Raw genomic sequence first — 19,631 nt, 5'->3', positions numbered from 1 at the left:
CGGACCATGACCGAGACCCCTCCCCGGAAGGTCCGGGTGGCCCTCGTCTTCGGCGGCCGCTCCGGCGAGCACGCGATCTCGGCGGCCACCGCCGCCGGGGTGATGAGGGCGATCGACCGCGACACCTACGACGTGCTGCCCGTCGGGATCACCCGCGAGGGGCAGTGGGTGCTGGCCCCCGACGACCCCGCGCGCTGGGAGCTGGCCGCCGGCCGGCTGCCCGAGGTCACCACCGACGCCGGGCCCGCACTGGCCAGCCTCGGCGAGGCCGGCCCGGTCGACGTGGTCTTCCCGCTGCTGCACGGGCCCTACGGCGAGGACGGCACCATCCAGGGCCTGCTCGAGCTCGCCGGCGTGCGCTACGTCGGAGCCGGTGTGCTGGCCTCCGCGGTGGGCATGGACAAGCACTACATGAAGCTGGTCTTCGCCGGCCACGGCCTGCCCGTAGGGCCCTACGTCGTGGTGCTGCCGCGTGCGTGGGAGCAGGACCCCTCCGCGGTGGTCGACCGGGTGCAGGCCGAGCTGCGGTTCCCGGTCTACGTCAAGCCCGCCCGGGCCGGCTCCTCGCTCGGCGTGACGCGCGTCGAGGACCTCACCGGGCTGGCCGACGCCATCGAGGAGGCGCGCGCCCACGACCCCAAGGTCCTGGTCGAGCAGGCGCTGGTCGGTCGCGAGATCGAGTGCGCGGTGCTCGGCGGACGCGCCGGGGGCCCGACCCGCGCGTCGGTGCCGGGGGAGATCGTGGTCGACCACGACGCCGCCGACTTCTACGACTTCGAGGCCAAGTACCTCTCCGACTCCCAGGCCCGCACCCAGGCCCCGGCCGACCTGCCCGACGACGTCACCGAGCGGGTGCGCGCCCTGGCCGTGCAGGCCTTCGAGGCCATCGGGGGCGAGGGGCTCTCGCGCGTCGACGTCTTCGTGGCCCCCGACGGCGACGTCGTGATCAACGAGATCAACACGATGCCCGGCTTCACCCCCATCTCGATGTACTCCAAGATGTGGGAGGCCTCGGGCCTGGCCTACACCGACCTCGTCGGGGAGCTCATCCAGCTCGCCCTGGAGCGCCCGGTCGGCCTGCGCTGAGGCCCGGCCCGGGCGTGAGGGGCCCGGGCCGGGCGTCCGGGCTCAGCCCGCGACGACGCCGCGCAGCAGGTCGCGGGCGACCTCGCCCAGCGAGGTGCCGCTGTGGGTGCAGGCGTAGGGCATCACCGAGGTCTCGGTCATGCCGGGGGTGATCGCGGTCTCGAGCACGACGAAGGAGCCGTCGGGCTCGACGATGAAGTCGGAGCGGGAGACCCCGCTGAGGCCGAGCACGCGGTGGGCCTCCACGGCGGTGCGGCCGATCTCGGCGACTTGCTCGTCGGTGAAGGGCGCGCGGGAGAGCGAGACGTACTCCGCGGTGTAGCGGGCGCTGAAGTCGAACTCGTGGCCCTTCTCGTACTCCACCCACACCGGCATGAGCGCCTCGAGCCCGCCGGGGCGCTCCACGCAGACGACGCTGACGTCGACGCCGTGGTGGAAGCGCTCGATGAGCGCGTCGTCGCAGTAGGCGTAGCTGCCCACGAGGGCCGAGGGCAGTGCCCCCATGCCGTCGACGCCGGTGACGCCGAGCGCGCTGCCGCAGCGGGTGGGCTTCACCACCACCCGGTCGCCGAGGCGGGTCATGACGTGCTCCATGAGCGCGTTGGCGCCGATGTCGCGGAAGGTCTGGGCCGAGAGGCCGACGCTCTGCGGCACCGGGATGCCGGCCCGGCGCATCAGCTCGCGGGCGGTGCCCTTGTCCCAGGCCACGCGGCAGGCGTTGCTGGAGGAGCCGACGTAGGGCAGGCCGAGGAGCTCCAGCAGGGTCTGGATCTCCCCGTCCTCCCCGAACTGCCCGTGGAGCACGGGGAAGGCGACCGCGACCTTGTCGCGCTCCAAGGCGTGCATCAGGTTGCGGTCGAAGTCGTAGGCGTGCGCCTCGACGCCTTGGGCGCGCAGCTCGCGCACCAGGTTGCGGCCACTGGCCAGGGAGACGTCGCGCTCGTGGCTGAGGCCGCCGGCGATGACGGCGACGGGGCCCGGGAAGTCCTCGCTCATGGCACGAGGGTCCCACACCGTCCGGTCGCCGGCGGCGGGTGCCGCCGTCCCGGACACGACGGACGCCCCGTGCCGTCGGGGGCGCGGGGCGTCGGTCGTGCGGTCGGTGCCCCGCCGGTGCGGGGCGGAGGCGGCTGCCTCAGATGTGCACGACGGGGCAGGTGAGGGTGCGGGTGATCCCCTCGAGGGTCTGCACCTTGGCCACCACGAGCTTGCCGAGCTCGTCGACGTTGCGCGCCTCGGCGCGGACGATGACGTCATAGGGCCCGGTGACGTCCTCGGCGAGGGTCACACCCTTGACCTGCGCGATGGCCGTGGCCACCTCGGCGGCCTTGCCGACGTCGGTCTGGATGAGGATGTACGCCTGGACGACCATGGTGGTTCTCCCTCTACAGCGACTCTGCTGGTCGGTGGATCTGCTCACGCAGACGATTCGCGGTCAACCTACCGCCCCCGCCGCCGCGCCGGGTACCCGACCGTCACCGGTCCGCGCCACGGTCCCCGCGTCTGCTGGGATGGGGCCATGACACCCCCGTCGTCCCTCCCCCCGTCCGGCCCGTCGTCCCAGCCGTCGTTCCCGCCCGGGGCCACGCTGGCCGACGCGGGCGAGTTCGGCCTGATCGAGGAGCTCGTACGCCGCTTCCCGCAGGGCGAGCACGTCCTGGTGGGCCCGGGCGACGACGCCGCCGTGCTGCGGGTGCGCACCGGGCACGTCGTGGTCTCGACCGACCTCATGGTCGAGGGGCGCCACTTCCGCCGCGAGTGGGCCTCGGCCGCCGACATCGGCCACCGCGCCGCGGCGCAGAACATCTCCGACGTCAACGCCATGGGCGGGCGCGTCACCTCGCTCACGATCGGCCTGGCGGCCCCGGCCGACCTGGAGGTCGCCTGGGCGCTCGACTTCGCCCAGGGCTTCGCCGACGAGTGCGCACTGGTCGGGGCCAGCGTCGTGGGCGGCGACCTGACCCGCGCCGACCAGGTCGTCGTGGCGGTCACCGTCATGGGGGTCTGCACGGTCGCGCCGGTGCTGCGCTCCGGCGCCCGTCCCGGCGACGTCCTGGCGCTCGCGGGACGCCAGGGCTGGGCCGCGGGCGGCCTGGCCGTGCTGGGTCGCGGCTTCCGCTCGCCGCGGGTGCTCGTGGAGGCCTACCGCCGCCCCGAGCCGCCCTACGACGCCGGTCCGGCCGCCGCCGACGCCGGGGCGACGGCGATGATCGACGTCTCCGACGGCCTGCTGGCCGAGGCCGGGCACCTGGCCCGGGCCTCCGGGGTGGCCGTCGACGTGCGGCGCGCCGCGCTCGACCTGGCCGAGCCGCTCCAGGCCGTGGGTGCCGCGCTGGGCGCCGACCCGCTCTCCTTCGTGCTCGGCGGCGGTGACGACCACGCGCTGCTGGCGACCTTCCCGGCGGGCGCGGACCTGCCGGAGGGCTTCACGCCCATCGGCACGGTGGGGGAGGGCTCCGGCGTGACCCTCGACGGCGCCGCCTACGACGGACCGACCGGGTGGACCCACTTCTGAGGCCCCGGTCCTCTGGGGCCCCGGTGAACGACGAAGGGGCCGTCACCGCGAGGTGACGGCCCCTGTCGAGGCGTGGGTGCTGCGCTGGGTCAGCGGGAGACCTTGCCGGCCTTGAGGCACCCGGTGCAGACGTTGAGGCGCTTCGGGGTGCCGTTGACCTTGGCCCGGACGCGCTGGATGTTGGGGTCGAAGCGTCGCTTCGTGATCTTGCGCGACCACGGCCGGTTGTTGCCGAAGCCAGGCTTCTTGGCGCAGATGTCGCAGACGGCAGCCACCGTGAACTCCTGTAGATCGATTGCTAGAGATGAGGTTCGAACGACGTTCGAGGGCCCGGTCGAGCGGGCAACCGCACCAGAGTATCCGACGTCTCCGGGCACGGGCGAATCGAGCCGACCGAGCCGCGCGAGCGGCGTCGGTGCGTTGATCTAGCCTAAGCCCCGCACCCCCCGGGCGACGATCCGGTCCGGGCGCCCCGTCCGCTGCCCCGGCAGCCCGACCCGAGGTGAGTCGATGGAAGTCCCCGGCAGCGGCCACGTGCAGCTGGCCGTCGTGCTGCGCTTCGTCGACGTCGCGGTCGACGCCCTGGCGGCCGCACGCGAGGAGGTCGACGCGCTCAACGTCTATCCCGTGCCCGACGGCGACACCGGCACCAACATGCACCTCACCGTCTCCGCGGCGCGCGAGGCGGTGCGGCAGGCGGTGGCCGACCGGTCCGACGCCGACGTGGTGGAGGCCCTCGAGGCGCTGCGGCGCGGCGCGCTGCTGGGGGCCCGCGGCAACTCGGGCGTCATCCTCAGCGAGATGCTGCGCGCGATCGTCGAGCGCCTGCTCGCCGCGACCTCCGAGGAGACCAACGCCCGGGTCGTCGCCGACGCCCTGCGCCGTGCGGCGGCCGCCAGCTACGCCGCCGTGGGGGAGCCCGTGGAGGGCACGATGCTCACCGTGGCCCGTGCCGCCGGTGACGCCGCGGTGCTGCGGGCCGAGGAGCCCCGCGCCCGTGCCCGCGACGTCTTCGCCGCCGCCGCGGCCGCGGCGCGTGCAGCGCTGGCCGCGACGCCCGACCAGCTGCCGCTGCTGCGCGAGGCGGGTGTGGTCGACGCGGGCGGTCGTGGCCTGAGCGTCGTGCTCGACGCCGCCGAGACCGTCCTCACCGGCCGGCGCCCGGTGCCGGCCGCGACCGGTCTGGGGGCCGCGCGCACCATCCCGGTGCCCCACCTCGCCCCCGGTGGCCACGCGCTGGCCGCCGACGGGCCGGCCTACGAGGTGATGTACCTGCTGGAGACCACGGCCGAGCGGGTGCCGGAGCTGCGGGCGCGCCTCGGCGGGCTGGGCGACTCCCTGGTCGTCGTGGGCGGCGACCCCCTGTGGAACGTGCACGTGCACGTCGACGACGTCGGCGCGGCGATCGAGGCGGGCATCGACGCCGGTCGACCCCACCGGATCCGGGTCACCCACTTCGCCGAGCAGCGCGCGGGCGCGGCGGCCACCCCCGCGGGCGCCCCCGTCGGCGCGGCCTCGCGCAGCGGCAGGCGGGTCGTCACCGTCTCGGCCGGCGCGGGCCTGACGCGGCTCTTCGAGGAGGCCGGGGCCGTCGTCGTGGCCGGGGGGCCCGGTCGTCGGCCCTCCACCGGCGAGGTGCTCGCCGCGATCGAGGCCAGCGGCGCGGCCGAGGTCGTGCTGCTGCCCAACGACGAGGCGTCGGTGCGGGTGGCCGAGGTGGCGGCCTCCACCGCCGCCCAGGACCTCGGTCTGCGGGTCGCCGTGGTGCCCACGATCGCCCAGGTCGAGGGGCTGGCCGCCCTGGCGGTCCACGAGCCCGGGCGCGGCTTCGACCGCGACGTGCGCGAGATGACCGCGACCGCGCGCCACGTGCGCCAGGGTGCGGTCACGGTGGCGGCGCGCCAGGCCATGACCATGGCCGGGCCCTGCGAGCCCGGCGACGTGCTGGGCGTCGTCGCGGGCGACTTCGTGGTCGTCGGCTCCGACGCCTTCGACGTCGCCACGCAGGTGCTCGACCGGCTGCTGGCCAGCGGCGGCGAGCTGGTCACGGTGGTGGCGGGCTCCGACGACCCCGAGGGCTCGCTGGCCACCCGGGTGGCCGGGTGGATCGAGGAGCAGCACCCCACCGTCGAGGTCGTGGTCTACGACGGCGGCCAGGACCGCTACCCCCTCCTGGTGTCGGTCGAGTGAGGGCGGGGAGGCTGTTCTCGTGATCGGTCCTGACTCCCCGGTCGAGACGGTGCTCGGCAACGCCGACAAGGCCAAGCGCGACCTCGTCGTCGACAAGCTGGGCCTGCGCACCGTCGGCGACCTCGTGCACCACCTGCCGCGGCGCTACCTGCGCACGGCCGAGCTCACCCTCGTCGAGGACGTCGAGGAGGGCCAGGTGCTCGTCGTCGTGGGCCGGGTCGTCGCCACGAGGGTCATCCCCTACGAGGACCGCCGCACCGGCAAGCCGGCCTTCCGCGTCGAGGTGACGGTCGAGACCGACGGGCCGCCGCTGCGCATGACGTTCTTCTCCAAGCGCAAGGGCGTGGCCCAGTGGCACGCCGAGCGCCTCGCGGTGGGACGACGGGGGATCTTCCAGGGCAAGGCCACGATCTTCAACCGGCAGTGGCAGCTGACCAACCCGCAGATGGTGCTCTTCAGCGAGGAGGAGGGGCGCGACCTCGAGCGGAAGCGCCAGGAGGGTCGCCAGCCCCTCGAGCTCGAGGCGCTGCGTGCCCTCTACCCGCTCTACCCCGCGATCAAGGGCGTGGACTCCTGGGACCTCCAGCGCGCGATCACCTTCGCCCTCTCGGTGCTCGACGACCCGCCCGACGCGCTGCCCGAGCCGTTGCGCGCGGAGCACGGCGTGCTCGACCGCGCCACCGCCCTGCGCTGGATCCACCTGCCCGACGACTGGGGGCAGGTCACGCGCGCCCAGCACCGCCTGCGCTTCGAGGAGGCCCTGGTCACCCAGCTGGTGCTCGGCCGTCGCCGCCGGGCGCTGCAGGCGCAGGGGGCGCAGGTCCGCGCCGGCGGAGGAGGGCTGCTCGCCGCCTTCGACGCCCGCCTCCCCTTCGCCCTCACCGAGGGCCAGCGCACCGTGGGGGCGGAGGTGGAGGCCGACCTGGCCCGTCCCGTGCCGATGCACCGCCTCCTCCAGGGCGAGGTCGGCTCGGGCAAGACCCTGGTCGCGCTGCGGGCGATGCTGCGGGTCGTCGACTCCGGCGGCCAGGCGGCGCTGCTCGCGCCCACCGAGGTGCTGGCCCAGCAGCACCACCGCTCGATCACCGCACTGCTCGGCGACCTCGCCGGCGGCGGCATGCTCGGCGGTGCCGCCGAGGCCACCGGCGTCGAGCTGCTCACCGGCTCGATGACCAAGCGCCAGCGCACCGCCCCGCTCTCGCGGCTGGCCAGCGGCGAGAGCGGCATCGTCATCGGCACCCACGCACTGCTCGAGGACACCGTGCAGCTCGCCGACCTCGGGCTCGTCGTCGTCGACGAGCAGCACCGCTTCGGCGTCGAGCAGCGCGCGGCGCTCACCGACAAGGCCGGCAGCCCGCCCCACGTTCTCGTGATGACCGCGACCCCCATCCCGCGCACCGTGGCGATGACCGTCTTCGGCGACCTGGAGGTCTCGACGCTCGCCGAGCTGCCGGCCGGGCGCGCGGCCATCCAGACCACGGTCGTGCCGGTGGCCGAGGCGCCGCACTGGGTCGACCGGGTCTGGCAGCGCGTGCGCGAGGAGGTCGCCGCCGGCCACCAGGTCTACGTCGTGTGCCCGCGCATCAGCGGCGACGTCGTTGAGCAGGGCGGCCACGACGCCGTCGACCTCGACGAGGACGGTCAGCCCCTGGCCCGCCCGCCGTCGCTCAGCGCGGTCGAGGAGGTGCTGGCCGAGCTGCGGGCCGGGCCGCTCGCCGACGTGCGCGTCGAGCCGCTGCACGGCCGGATGACCCCGGAGGACAAGGACCGCACCATGACGGCCTTCGCGGCCGGCGAGGTCGACGTGCTCGTCGCCACGACGGTGATCGAGGTCGGCGTCGACGTCGCCAACGCCACCACCATGGTGCTGCTCGACGCCGACCGGTTCGGGGTCTCCCAGCTCCACCAGCTGCGCGGGCGCGTCGGGCGCGGCGGCCTGCCCGGGCTGTGCCTGCTGGTCACCCACACTTTGCCCGGACCGGCGCGCGAGCGGCTCGACGCGGTCGCCGCCACCACCGACGGCTTCGAGCTGAGCCAGGTCGACCTGGAGACCCGACGCGAGGGCGACGTGCTGGGCCGCTCGCAGTCGGGTGGCCGCTCCAGCCTCGAGACGCTGCGGGTGCTGCGCGACGAGGAGACGATCGTCGCCGCGCGCGCGGCGGCCGGGAGCCTGCTCGACGACGACCCCGACCTCGACGGGGTGCCGCAGGTGGCCGCGGCCGTGCGAGCGCTCGAGGACTCGGTGCGCGCCGACTGGATGGAGCGCTCGTGACCCGGATCATCGGGGGCAGCGCGGGTGGTCGTCGCCTGGCCACGCCCCGCGGCGCCGCCACCCGCCCCACCAGCGACCGGGTCCGCGAGGCGCTCTTCTCGGTCATGGAGTCGTGGTGCGGCTCGCTGCACGGCCTGCGCTTCCTCGACCTCTACGCCGGCTCCGGCGCGGTCGGGCTCGAGGCGTGGTCGCGCGGCGCCGGCTTCGTCACGCTGGTCGAGTCCGACCGCCGCACGGCGGCCCTGGTGACGGCCAACGCGCGGACGCTGGGATTCCCCCGCGCCGACGTGCGGGCCGCCCCCGTGGCCAGCGTGCTGGCCCGCCCCGCGGTGGCGCCCTACGACCTGGTCTTCGCCGACCCGCCCTACCCGCTGCCCGACGAGGCCGTGGCCGCCGACCTGGCCGCGCTCGTCGAGCACCACTGGCTGGTGCCCGGCGCGCTCGTGCTCGTGGAGCGCTCCTCGCGCAGCCCCGAGCCGACGTGGCCCGACGGCTTCGACGACGTGCGGCGCCGCACGTACGGTGAGACCACCGTGTGGACGGCCCACGCCCCCGAGCCGGACTGACCCCACGACCCGACCCCCGACCCGAGGAGTGGCGCGTGCGCCGAGCCGTCTGTCCCGGATCCTTCGACCCCGTCACCCTGGGCCATCTCGACATCGTGGGGCGTGCCGCGTCGCTCTTCGACGAGGTCGTCGTGGCCGTCGGTGTCAACGCCTCGAAGAACCGGATGTTCACCGCCGAGGAGCGCATGGACATGCTGCGCGAGGCCTGTGCGCCCTGGCCCAACGTGCGCGTCGACGGCTTCAGCGGGCTGCTGACGACCTTCTGCTCCGAGCACGGGGTCCACGCCATCGTCAAGGGGCTGCGCGCGGTGAGCGACTTCGACTACGAGCTGCAGATGGCCCAGATGAACGCCTCCCTCAGCGACGTCGAGACCGTCTTCGTGCCGACCAGCCCCGAGTTCTCCTTCCTGGCCTCGAGCCTGGTGAAGGAGGTCGCGACCTTCGGCGGCGACGTCTCCACGCTGGTGCCGGCCTTCGTCGACGAGCGGCTGCGGGCCCGGATCGCGGAGAACGCCGCGGCCCGGTGACCTGCGCTGCGACCTGCGCTGTGACCTGCGCTGTGACCTGCGCTGTGACCTGCGCGGGAGGGCCGGAGCTGCGTTTTGGTCCGCCACCCCCGCGGCGGTTACGATTCCCGACGATCTGTTGTGCCTGGAACCGGAAGTGACACCCTGAAGAGCCTGGACCCGAGAGCGCCGCTCGTGCTCGACACCCGCGAGCTCGGCCGCCGCCCGGGGTCCCAGCGTCAGGTGTCCCGTCAGGTCCCAGCCCCAGCAGATCTCGGCATCGAAGTCCTCCATGTCCCCGAGGGTGCGCCGGTCGACCTCGACCTGCGCCTCGAGTCGGTCATGGAGGGGGTCCTGGTGACGGGCGAGGCGCGAGCCACGCTCGAGGGCGAGTGCGCACGGTGCCTGGAGCCGATCTCCGACGAGATCGAGGTGACGTTCCAGGAGCTGTACGTCTACGAGCAGCACCAGACCCCGCACGACGAGGACGACGAGGTCAGTCGGCTCGAGGACGACCTGGTCGACCTGGAGCCCCAGCTGAGGGACGCGGTGGTGCTCGCACTGCCGTTCCAGCCGCTGTGCCGCGACGACTGTCCGGGGCTGTGCACCGAGTGCGGTGCCCGGCTCGCCGACGATCCGGACCACTCGCACGAGGAACCGATCGACCCCCGCTGGGCCGGCCTGGCCGCGCTCCAGCAGGACGAGGCTCCCCGGGGCGACTGACCCGGCGCCGAGGCAGTACGGTGCACCGATCGTGCACCGACCCCGCACCACCCACCGAACGACCGGAGCGCCCATCCCGGGTGCTCCACAGCGAGCCGGACCTGCCGGCCCTGGTAGAGGAGAGAACTGTGGCTGTCCCGAAGCGGAAGATGTCGCGCAGCAACACGCGTCACCGTCGCTCGGCCTGGAAGGCCGTCGCCCCCACCCTGGTGACCTGCGCCAACCCGGCCTGCGGTGCCAAGCACCTGCCCCACCGCGCCTGCGCCACCTGCGGCCAGTACGGCGCGCGCGCCGAGCGTCGTCAGGTCCTCTGATCTGAACGACTACGCCGAGCTCCGAGCAGCGCTCGGGGACCCTGAGCTGGCCCCCGAGCTGCTCGAGCGTGCCCTGACCCACCGGTCCTACGCGTACGAGAACGGCGGCCTGCCGACCAACGAGCGCCTGGAGTTCCTGGGCGACTCGGTGCTCGGCGTGGTCGTGACCGAACAGCTCTACGTCACCCACCCCGACCTCTCGGAGGGCCGTCTGGCCAAGCTCCGGGCCGCGGTGGTCAACGCGCGCGCCCTGGCCGAGGTCGGGCGCGCGATCGGGCTGGGCGAGCACGTCAAGCTCGGTCGGGGCGAGGAGTCGACCGGCGGTCGCGACAAGGCCTCGATCCTCTCCGACACCGTCGAGGCGGTCATCGGCGCGGTGCACATGTCGCCCGGGGGCTTCGAGACCTCGGCGCGCGTCGTGCACCGTCTCTTCGACCCGCTCATCGAGGCGGCGTCGGCGATGGGGGCCGGGCTGGACTGGAAGACCTCGCTGCAGGAGCTCGCCGCCGAGCACACCCTCGGCGTGCCGGAGTACGTCATCGAGGACGACGGCCCCGACCACATGAAGACCTTCACCGCCCAGGTGCGCGTCGCCGACCGGCTCTACGGCAACGGCAACGGCCGGTCGAAGAAGGAGGCCGAGCAGGCGGCCGCCGAGACGGCGTACGGCGAGATCGCCAGTGCCCTCGGCGTCGTCGACCCCACGACCGTCGCCGTCACCGAGGCCGTCGGCGAGGTCGTCGCGCCCACCGACGCCGACGCCGACGCCTGACCCGTGCCGGAGCTGCCCGAGGTCGAGGTCGTCCGCGCGGGCCTCGAGCGCCACGTCGTGGGCGCCACCGTCACCGACGTCGAGGTGCTCCACCCGCGCCCGGTGCGCCGGCACGCGGCCGGCCCTGCGGGCTTCGCCGCCGACCTGACCGGCCGCCGCATCGTCGGCGCCCGCCGGCGCGGCAAGTACCTGTGGCTCCCGCTCGACGACGCCGACACCGGTGACGCCCTGGTGGCGCACCTCGGCATGAGCGGCCAGATGCTGGTGCAGCCGCCGCAGGCCCCGGCCGAGCGGCACCTGCGCGTGCGGCTGCGGCTCGCGGGGGCCGACGAGGGCCGTGAGCTGCGCTTCGTCGACCAGCGCATGTTCGGCGGGCTGTCGATCTCGGTCGGCGGCGCCGTCCTCCCGCCCGAGATCTCCCACATCGCGCGCGACCCGCTCGACCCGGCCTTCGACGACGACGCCTTCGTGGCCGCGGTGCGCCGCCGCCGCTCGGCGGTCAAGCGGCTGCTGCTCGACCAGGGGCTGGTCTCCGGGGTGGGCAACATCTACGCCGACGAGTCGCTGTGGCGGGCGCGGATCCACGGCGAGCGGCCGGGGAAGCGGCTCACGCGCGGCCAGGTCGTCGAGCTGCTCGCGCACGCCCGCGAGGTCATGGGCGACGCCCTCGCGCAGGGCGGCACGTCGTTCGACGCCCTCTACGTCAACGTCAACGGTGAGTCCGGCTACTTCGACCGCTCGCTGCACGCCTACGGACGCGAGGGCGAGCCGTGCGAGCGGTGCGGCACACCGATCCGACGGGTGGCGTTCACCAACCGCTCCTCGTTCTTCTGCCCCGTCTGCCAGCCGGCGCCGCGGCGGCGGCGGGCGCCGGGGCCGCTCGCCGGGCCGGCGCTGCCCGCCCCCGACTGAGCTCGACCCCGACCCGACCGGGCCGGACCGGGCCGGACCGGGCCCGACCAGACCGGCCAGGGCCCCGCCTGTGCGCTCGGATTGACCCTGCGGGGCGCCGGTGGGACTCTTGTAGACGGCCCTCTCAGGGTCGCACCGCACGCCCCCAGACCCACCTCCGGAAGGTAAGCCATGGCCAAGGCGCTGATCGGCTACATGAGCAGCGACCTGCGCGACCCGCGCCTCGCCTCCGACAACGCGCGACTGCGCGCGCGGGTGGCCGAGCTGGAGTCGCTCGTCGTCCGTCTCAGCGAGGAGAACGACCGCCTGGTCGCCTCGCGCGCCGCCGAGATCCTCGACGCCGCGCACGCCCAGGAGATGCAGCCGGCCTGACCCGCCGGACCGGTCGGCGCACGCCGGCCGGAAACCCGCGTGCCGACCGCGGGGCGGAGCGCTAGCGTCCTGACCCCGTGAGCAGCCTGGTCGAGATCGTCGTGCCCCGTCGGCTGGGCCCGGGCTACCGGTGGCTCCTGGCCTCGTCGTGGACCAGCAACCTGGGCGACGGGATCGTGCTGGCCGCCGGCCCGCTCCTGGTCGCCTCGCAGACCGACCAGGAGTTCCTGGTCGCGCTGGCGGCGCTGGTGCAGTGGCTGCCGCCGCTGCTGCTCGGGCTCTACGCCGGGGCGCTGACCGACCGCGTCGACCGCCGGCGGCTGGTGATCGCCGTCGACCTCGTGCGCTGCGGCGTCCTGGTCCTGCTGGCCACCGTGGTCCTCACCGGCGCCGTCTCGATCGGTGTCGTCCTCGTCGCGCTCTTCCTGCTCGGCACGGCGGAGATGTTCGCCGACAACGCCTCGAGCACGATCCTGCCGATGCTGGTCGACCGTGACGACCTCGCGGTCGGCAACGCCCGGCTGCAGACCGGCTTCATCACCGTCAACCAGCTCGCGGGCCCGCCGCTGGGCGCGGCGCTCTTCGCGGCGGGCGCGGCGTGGCCGTTCGCCGCGCAGGCGGTGCTCGTGGCCCTCGGGGCCCTGCTGCTCTCGCGTCTCGTGCTGCCGCACCGGCCGGCGCCGACCGACGGGCCGCGCGCCGACCGGCGGCTGCGGGCGGAGGTGGGCGAGGGCTTTAGGTGGGTGCGCCACCACGCGGCCGTGCGGACCCTCGTGCTGACCATCTTCGCCTTCAACGTCACCTTCGGCGCCGCCTGGTCGGTGCTGGTGCTCTACGCCACCGAGCGGCTGGGTCTGGGGGCGGTCGGCTTCGGCCTGGTCACCACGGTCGGTGCCGTCGGCGGGCTGCTCGGCACGCTGTCCTACGGCTGGATCACGCGCCGGGTCAGCCTGGGCGACCTCATGCGCATCGGGCTGGTGGTCGAGACCCTCACCCACCTGGGGCTCGCCCTGACCACCGACCCGCGGGTGGCCCTGCCGATCTTCTTCGTCTTCGGCGCCCACGCCTTCATCTGGGGCACCACCTCCATCACCGTGCGCCAGCGGGCCGTGCCCGCCCGCCTCCAGGGCCGCGTGGGCAGCGTCAACCTGGTCGGGGTCTACGGCGGCCTGGTGATCGGGTCGGCCCTCGGCGGGGCGCTGGCCCAGGGGTTCGGGGTCACCGCCCCCTTCTGGTTCGCCTTCGTCGGCTCGGCGGTGCTCGTGGTCGTGCTGTGGCGCCAGCTCAGCCACATCGCCCACGCCGACGCGCGCACCGCGCCGCTCGACGACGTCTGACCCGCCGGCCGGCGCCGGCGCCGGTAGGGTGACGGGCGCCGGGCTTCCCCCACGTGGCCGTCGAGACGGCCCCGTGCCCGTCCGGACGCGACGACCGAGGAGCCCGTGGTGTACCTCAAGAGCCTGACCCTGAAGGGCTTCAAGTCCTTCGCGTCCGCCACCACGCTCCAGCTCGAGCCGGGCATCACCTGCATCGTCGGGCCCAACGGCTCGGGCAAGTCCAACGTCGTGGACGCCCTCGCCTGGGTGATGGGCGAGGCCAGCGCGAAGTCGCTGCGCGGCGGCAAGATGGACGACGTCATCTTCGCCGGCACCTCGGGCCGCCCACCGCTGGGGCGTGCCGAGGTGCTCCTCACCATCGACAACTCCGACGGCGCGCTCCCGATCGAGTACGCCGAGGTGACGATCAGCCGCACCATGTTCCGCAGCGGCGGCTCGGAGTACGCCATCAACGGCAGCACCTGCCGCCTGCTCGACGTGCAGGAGCTGCTCAGCGACTCCGGCATCGGCCGCGAGATGCACGTGATCGTCGGGCAGGGCCAGCTCGACACCATCCTGCACGCGACGCCGGAGGACCGGCGCGGCTTCATCGAGGAGGCCGCCGGGGTGCTCAAGCACCGCAAGCGCAAGGAGAAGGCGCTGCGCAAGCTCGACTCCACCGACGGCAACCTCACGCGGCTGACCGACCTGCTCAGCGAGATCCGTCGCCAGCTCAAGCCGCTGGGCCGCCAGGCCGAGGTGGCCCGCCGTGCGGCCACCGTGCAGGCCGACGTGCGCGACGCCCGGGCACGGCTGCTGGCCGACGACCTGGTGGGCGCCCGCACGTCGCTGGAGCAGGAGCTGGCCGACGAGTCGGTGCTCCAGGAGCGCCGGACCCGGCTCGAGGCGGCCCTGGCCGAGACCCGCGAGGCCGAGGCGGCCCTCGAGGCGGCGCTGCGCGAGGACCTCCCGGCGCTGTCGGCGGCCCAGGAGACCTGGTTCGCCCTCTCGGGCCTGCGCGAGCGGCTGCGGGGCACCCAGTCGCTGGCCGCCGAGCGCGTGCGCAACGCCGCCGGTGCGGCGCCCGAGCAGCCCTCGGGCCGCGACCCCGAGGAGCTCGAGGAGCAGGCCGAGCGGGCCCGCGCGCGCGAGCAGGAGAGCGCCGCCGAGGTCGAGGAGCGGCGCGCCGCGATGGACCGGGCCGTCGCCGAGCGCACGGCGGCCGAGGAGGCCGCCGCCGCGGAGGACCGGCGCGTGGCGGGTCTGCAACGGGCCGCGGCCGACCGCCGCGAGGGCCTCGCGCGGCTGCACGGCCAGGTCAACGCGCTGCGCTCGCGCGCCGCGGCGGCCGCCGACGAGGTGGGCCGCCTCGGTGCCGCCCGCGAGGCCGCGGTGGCCCGCGCCGAGCGGGCCCAGCGCGACTTCACCGCCCTGGAGACCCGCGTCGCCGGCCTCGACGCGGGCGAGGAGGGCCTCGACGCCGAGCACGAGGCCGCCGTGGCCGCCCTCGACGACCTCGAGGAGCAGCTGGCCGCCACCCGCGAGGAGGCCACCCGGGCCGACCGTGAGCGCTCGGCGCTGAGCGCGCGCAAGGAGGCCCTCGAGATGGGGCTGCAGCGCAAGGACGGCGCGGGCGCCCTGCTCGCCGCCTCCGACGGCGTCTCCGGCCTGCTGGGCTCGGTCGCGGCGCTGGTGTCGGTGCGCCCGGGCCACGAGACGGCCGTCGCCGCGGCGCTCGGCGCCGCCGCCGACGCCGTCGCGGTCACCGGCCCCGACGCCGCGCTCGCGGCCATCGGCCACCTCAAGGACCGCGAGCTCGGCCGGGCCGGGCTGCTGCTGGCGGCCGACCCGGCGGAGGCCGGCGGGGCGGCGGCCGACCGTGACTGGCCGGCCCTGCCGGCGACCGCGTCGTACGCCGTGGACTCGGTGGAGTGCCCCGCCGGGCTGCGGGCCGCCCTGACCCGCCTGCTGCGCAAGGTCGCCGTGGTGGACGACCTCACCGCCGCCCGCGCCCTGGTCGCCGAGGCCCCCGACCTCGTCGCGGTCACCCGTGACGGCGACGTGCTCGGCGCCCACCTCGCAGCCGGCGGGTCGGGCGACCAGCCGAGCCTGATCGAGGTCCAGGCCGCCGTCGACGACGCGTCGACCCAGCTGGCCGAGGCGGTCGCGACGGGGGAGCGGCTCGGCTTCGCGCTCTCCCGCCTGGAGCGGGAGCGCCTCGAGGCCCAGCAGCGCGTCGACGCCGCCCTGGCGAGCCTGCACGAGTCCGACGCGACGCTGGCCGCCGTCGCGGAGGAGCTGGGCCAGCACGGCTCGCAGGCGCGCGCGGCGCGGGGGGAGGCCGAGCGCCTGGAGCAGGCCATCGCGCAGGCCGAGGCCGCGCGCGACCGCGACGTCGCGGGCCTGGCCGACCTCGAGGCCCGCCTGGCCGGGGCGGAGGAGAGCCCCGAGGAGGAGCCCGACACCGCCGAGCGCGAGCGCCTCGCCGCGGCGGCCCGCGAGGCGCGGCAGGGCGAGATGGAGACCCGGCTGGCGCTGCGCACCGCCGAGGAGCGGGCGCGCGCACTGCACGGTCGAGCCGACTCGCTGCTGCGCGCCGCGGCGCAGGAGCGCCAGGCCCGTGCCCGCGCCGCTGAGCGCCGCCGCCGGCTCGAGCGCGAGGCCCGCGCCGCCCGCGCCGTGGGCGCCGGGGTGGCCGCGGTGCTGGCCCGGCTCGAGGTGTCGGTGGGGCTGGCCGCCGAGGCCCGCACCGCGATCGAGGAGCAGCGGCGGGGCCGGGAGGGCGAGCTGCTCGCCGCCCGGGCGCGGCTGCGCGACCTGGGCCGCGAGCACGACGAGCTGGTCAGCACCGTGCACCGCGACGAGCTGGCCCGCTCCCAGCAGCGGATGCGCATCGAGCAGCTCGAGCAGCGCGCCCTCGACGAGCTCGGCGTCGAGCCCGACGCGCTCGTCGCCGACTACGGCCCCGACCAGCCGGTGCCGGTCGCGCCCGCCCCGGACGCCGCCGAGGACGACCCCGCCCCCGAGCCGGTGGCCTACGTGCGCGAGGAGCAGCAGAAGCGGCTGCGCAGCGCCGAGCGCGCGCTGGCCCAGCTGGGCCGGGTCAACCCGCTGGCCCTGGAGGAGTTCACCGCGATGGAGGAGCGCCACCAGTTCCTCTCCGAGCAGCTCGACGACCTGCGGCGCACGCGCAAGGACCTCCTCGACATCGTCAAGGACGTCGACGTGCGCGTGGAGCAGGTCTTCACCGAGGCCTACGCCGACGTCGAGCGGGCCTTCGACGCCACCTTCGCCCGGCTGTTCCCCGGCGGCGAGGGCCGCCTCGTGCTCACCGACCCCTCCGACATGCTCACCACCGGCATCGAGGTCGAGGCGCGCCCGCCGGGCAAGAAGGTCAAGCGGCTCTCGCTGCTCTCCGGCGGCGAGCGCTCGCTGGTGGCGGTGGCCTTCCTGGTCGCCCTCTTCAAGGCCCGGCCCTCGCCGTTCTACATCCTCGACGAGGTCGAGGCCGCGCTCGACGACACCAACCTGGGCCGGCTGCTGCAGATCTACGAGGAGCTGCGCGAGAGCTCGCAGCTGCTCGTCATCACCCACCAGAAGCGCACGATGGAGGTCGGCGACGCCCTCTACGGCGTGACGATGCGGGGCGACGGGGTCTCCACGGTCATCAGCCAGCGGCTGCGCGAGGCGGAGACGGCCTGACCCCGACGGGGGACCGGCCGGTCCGACCCGGACGTGCGCCGCAGGCCCCGGTGCGGCGCGGTCGGCCGGCTGCGACCCGTCGTAGGTCGCCGGGCCGGGCGTTGGCAGGATGGCCGCCGTGAGCGACCGCACCCGACCCACCCGAGCCGACTACGTCGCCTGGCGCACCATCACCACGCGCTGGCGAGACGACGACGCCTACGGACACCTCAACAACGCGACCTACTACGAGATGTTCGACACCGCGGTCAACGCGCACCTCTACGAGCACACGGGCGTCGACGTGCGCCGCCTGCCCGCCATCGGCGTCGTGGCCGAGACCTCGTGCCGCTACTTCCGCGAGATCGGCTTCCCGGCCCCGGTGGAGTCCGGCCTGGTCGTCGACAAGGTCGGCACCTCCTCGATCGTCTACCGCATCGGTCTCTTCCAGGGCGACGCGGAGGAGGCGGCGGCCGAGGGCCGCTTCGTCCACGTCTACGTCGACGACACCGACCCGGCCCGGCCGGTGACCCCGATGCCCGACGTGATCCGTGTCGCAGTCGAGCCACTCCTGCGCGGGGGTGAGGCGGGCTGACCCCGCCTGTGCGACCGTGACGGTGCGGCCCCGACCGGGGCGCCGCGCCTCACACGTCTCGGAAGGTCCGCGTGCTCGTCATCGCCGTCGCCATGCTCGTCATCCTCGTCCTCGCGGGCCTGGTCATCTTCTACGTCGCCTTCCCGCACCGCGGGCAGACGCCGCCGCAGGGCGAGTGGCTCGGCGGCGTGATGTCGCGCGCCGCCGACGCCGTCCCGACCCTCGAGCACGACGCCCGCGCCCGGGTGGGTGCGCAGCAGCAGGACCGCTCCGCCTGAGGATCCGCCCGCGGTGGCGGGCCGGTGCGTGGGCCGCCCGGCGGCACGTGCCGTGGGGCGAGCCCCTGGGTCGCGCTCCTGCCCGACAGGGACGGCGGGCCGCTCTGGTTGGATGAGGCCATGGAAGCCATCGCCATCCTGATCCTCGTCATCGCGCTGGTCGGCGTGGCCCTCGTGGCCACCGTGACCGGCCTGGTGGTGACCCGCCGCCGCAAGCCGGCGCCCCTGCCCGACACCCACACCGACGTCCTCGGCACGCCCGTCGAGGACGGCGCCGACCCGGTCGAGCTCAGCTCGCCGCCGGCCACCCTCGAGCCCGAGGCGCCCGAGGCGCCCGAGGCGCCGGTCGAGCCCGAGACCGCCCCCGCGCCGACCCTGGAGCGGCCCGAGAGCACGGCCTCGCGCCTGCAGCGGCTGCGTCAGCGGCTGGCCGGCTCCCAGGGGGCCCTGGGCCGTGGCCTGCTCGCGCTCCTCTCGCGCGACCGGCTCGACGAGGACACTTGGGAGTCGATCGAGGACACCCTGCTGACCGCCGACATCGGCGTCGGCCCCACCCAGGAGCTGGTCGACCGGCTGCGCACCCGCATGCGCGTCGACGGCGCCGACGCCTCCCAGGCCCGCGAGGTGCTGCGCGAGGAGCTGCTGGCCCTGGTCGACCCGAGCATGGACCGCCGGCTCCAGGTCAGCGGCGAGGACGGCCGGCCCGGCGTGGTGCTGGTGGTCGGGGTCAACGGTGCCGGCAAGACCACCACGGTGGGCAAGATCGCCCGCATCCTGGTGGCCGAGGACCGCTCGGTGGTGCTCGGTGCCGCCGACACCTTCCGCGCGGCCGCCGTCGAGCAGCTGGCCACCTGGGGCGAGCGCGTCGGCGTCGACGTCGTGCGCGGCCCGGAGGGCACCGACCCCGCCAGCGTCGCCTTCGAGGCGGTCAAGCAGGGCGCGAGCGAGGGCGCCGACACCGTCATCGTCGACACCGCGGGCCGGCTGCAGAACAAGGCCGGCCTCATGGACGAGCTGGGCAAGGTCAAGCGGGTCATCGAGAAGCAGGCCCCCGTCACCGAGGTGCTGCTGGTGCTCGACGCCACCACGGGGCAGAACGGCATGATCCAGGCCCGCGTCTTCAGCGAGGTCGTCGACGTCACCGGCATCGTGCTCACCAAGCTCGACGGCTCCGCCAAGGGCGGCATCGTCGTGGCCGTGCAGCGCGAGCTCGGCGTGCCGGTCAAGCTCGTGGGCCTGGGCGAGGGCCCCGACGACCTGGCGCCCTTCGACTCCGGCGCCTTCGTCGACGCGCTGCTGGGCTGAGCGCCCCGGCGTAGGCCGACCGTGCCGCACGGGCGCGGCCACGCACCTCGGTGCGGGGCCGCGCCCGTCGTCGCGTCATCGTGAAGTTACACAGCCACCGGGTCGTTTACGTGGCTGAAACACACCTCACGGGGAGAGGAAACCTGGCCCCATCAAGGTCTCCTGCAACAGCCGCTGGGCCGCCGACACCGGAGTCGCCGACGCCCCAGCGTCACCGCGCAATTCCCC

19 protein-coding genes are annotated in these 19,631 nt (G+C 75.0%); 16 read left to right on the top strand and 3 right to left on the bottom strand.

Going from position 1 to position 19,631, the window contains the following annotated elements; all coding sequences use genetic code 11:
• The first annotated feature begins 6 nt into the window (after window positions 1-6).
• Complete coding sequence (locus IR170_RS14200) at window positions 7-1,086, top strand: D-alanine--D-alanine ligase family protein (RefSeq protein WP_193665040.1); 1,080 nt, start codon at window positions 7-9, stop codon at window positions 1,084-1,086.
• Window positions 1,087-1,128: 42 nt separating this feature from the next.
• Here the strand turns inward: IR170_RS14200 and IR170_RS14195 are convergent, their stop codons facing one another.
• Window positions 1,129-2,082, bottom strand: coding sequence for a D-alanine--D-alanine ligase family protein (locus IR170_RS14195; protein WP_056862345.1), 954 nt, complete (start codon window positions 2,080-2,082; stop codon window positions 1,129-1,131).
• Window positions 2,083-2,221: 139 nt separating this feature from the next.
• Complete coding sequence (locus IR170_RS14190) at window positions 2,222-2,458, bottom strand: Lrp/AsnC family transcriptional regulator (RefSeq protein ID WP_056862346.1); 237 nt, start codon at window positions 2,456-2,458, stop codon at window positions 2,222-2,224.
• A gap of 147 nt (window positions 2,459-2,605) precedes the next feature.
• On the opposite strand from IR170_RS14190, the gene IR170_RS14185 reads away from it, so the two are divergent.
• Window positions 2,606-3,601 (top strand): thiamine-phosphate kinase, encoded by a 996-nt coding sequence (locus IR170_RS14185; RefSeq protein WP_193665037.1) that lies wholly within the window; start codon window positions 2,606-2,608, stop codon window positions 3,599-3,601.
• 89 nt (window positions 3,602-3,690) lie between these two features.
• Here the strand turns inward: IR170_RS14185 and rpmB are convergent, their stop codons facing one another.
• Window positions 3,691-3,876: a 50S ribosomal protein L28 gene (gene rpmB, locus IR170_RS14180; protein ID WP_056862348.1), complete on the bottom strand. Its 186-nt coding sequence runs from the start codon at window positions 3,874-3,876 to the stop codon at window positions 3,691-3,693.
• A 235-nt stretch (window positions 3,877-4,111) separates the two neighbouring features.
• Between rpmB and IR170_RS14175 the strand changes: the two genes are divergently transcribed.
• The 14 genes from IR170_RS14175 to ftsY all read left to right on the top strand — a co-directional run bounded on the left by IR170_RS14175 (window position 4,112) and on the right by ftsY (window position 19,403).
• A complete protein-coding gene (locus IR170_RS14175) occupies window positions 4,112-5,791 on the top strand; it encodes a DAK2 domain-containing protein (RefSeq protein WP_193665035.1) in 1,680 nt (559 codons plus the stop codon).
• 19 nt (window positions 5,792-5,810) lie between these two features.
• Entirely contained in the window at window positions 5,811-8,063 is a 2,253-nt protein-coding gene (locus IR170_RS14170; protein WP_193665033.1) for an ATP-dependent DNA helicase RecG, read from the top strand.
• Window positions 8,060-8,629, top strand: coding sequence for a 16S rRNA (guanine(966)-N(2))-methyltransferase RsmD (gene rsmD, locus IR170_RS14165; RefSeq protein WP_193665031.1), 570 nt, complete (start codon window positions 8,060-8,062; stop codon window positions 8,627-8,629). The genes IR170_RS14170 and rsmD overlap by 4 nt, the downstream gene beginning before the upstream one ends.
• A gap of 35 nt (window positions 8,630-8,664) precedes the next feature.
• Window positions 8,665-9,156, top strand: coding sequence for a pantetheine-phosphate adenylyltransferase (coaD, locus tag IR170_RS14160; RefSeq protein ID WP_056862352.1), 492 nt, complete (start codon window positions 8,665-8,667; stop codon window positions 9,154-9,156).
• 144 nt (window positions 9,157-9,300) lie between these two features.
• Window positions 9,301-9,858, top strand: coding sequence for a YceD family protein (locus tag IR170_RS14155; protein WP_056862897.1), 558 nt, complete (start codon window positions 9,301-9,303; stop codon window positions 9,856-9,858).
• 128 nt (window positions 9,859-9,986) lie between these two features.
• Window positions 9,987-10,172, top strand: coding sequence for a 50S ribosomal protein L32 (gene rpmF / locus IR170_RS14150; protein WP_056862353.1), 186 nt, complete (start codon window positions 9,987-9,989; stop codon window positions 10,170-10,172).
• Window positions 10,093-10,944 carry a ribonuclease III gene (gene rnc, locus IR170_RS14145; protein WP_251531419.1) on the top strand — a complete coding sequence of 284 codons (852 nt, stop codon included), beginning with the start codon at window positions 10,093-10,095 and terminating at the stop codon, window positions 10,942-10,944. Before rpmF ends, rnc begins: the two co-directional genes overlap by 80 nt.
• 3 nt (window positions 10,945-10,947) lie before the next feature.
• Window positions 10,948-11,856 carry a bifunctional DNA-formamidopyrimidine glycosylase/DNA-(apurinic or apyrimidinic site) lyase gene (gene mutM, locus IR170_RS14140; protein WP_193665029.1) on the top strand — a complete coding sequence of 303 codons (909 nt, stop codon included), beginning with the start codon at window positions 10,948-10,950 and terminating at the stop codon, window positions 11,854-11,856.
• A 171-nt stretch (window positions 11,857-12,027) separates the two neighbouring features.
• Window positions 12,028-12,228 (top strand): hypothetical protein, encoded by a 201-nt coding sequence (locus IR170_RS14135; protein WP_193665027.1) that lies wholly within the window; start codon window positions 12,028-12,030, stop codon window positions 12,226-12,228.
• A gap of 77 nt (window positions 12,229-12,305) precedes the next feature.
• Window positions 12,306-13,565, top strand: a complete 1,260-nt coding sequence (locus IR170_RS14130) for an MFS transporter (protein ID WP_193665025.1) — start codon at window positions 12,306-12,308, stop codon at window positions 13,563-13,565.
• Between the two features lie 108 nt (window positions 13,566-13,673).
• Window positions 13,674-17,246 (top strand): chromosome segregation protein SMC, encoded by a 3,573-nt coding sequence (gene smc / locus IR170_RS14125; RefSeq protein ID WP_193665023.1) that lies wholly within the window; start codon window positions 13,674-13,676, stop codon window positions 17,244-17,246.
• Window positions 17,247-17,364: 118 nt separating this feature from the next.
• A complete protein-coding gene (locus IR170_RS14120) occupies window positions 17,365-17,820 on the top strand; it encodes an acyl-CoA thioesterase (protein ID WP_228941880.1) in 456 nt (151 codons plus the stop codon).
• 71 nt (window positions 17,821-17,891) lie between these two features.
• Window positions 17,892-18,098 (top strand): hypothetical protein, encoded by a 207-nt coding sequence (locus IR170_RS14115; protein ID WP_193665021.1) that lies wholly within the window; start codon window positions 17,892-17,894, stop codon window positions 18,096-18,098.
• A gap of 120 nt (window positions 18,099-18,218) precedes the next feature.
• The gene (ftsY, locus tag IR170_RS14110; RefSeq protein ID WP_193665019.1) at window positions 18,219-19,403 is read left to right on the top strand and encodes a signal recognition particle-docking protein FtsY; all 1,185 of its coding nucleotides are present in this window, start codon (window positions 18,219-18,221) and stop codon (window positions 19,401-19,403) included.
• The last annotated feature ends 228 nt before the right edge of the window (window positions 19,404-19,631 follow it).

Source organism: Nocardioides kribbensis (assembly GCF_015070375.1).
Taxonomy (GTDB): Bacteria; Actinomycetota; Actinomycetes; order Propionibacteriales; family Nocardioidaceae; genus Nocardioides; species Nocardioides kribbensis.
The sequence above is the reverse complement of the archived record's forward strand: the minus strand, read 5'-3'. Positions and strand labels throughout refer to the sequence as shown.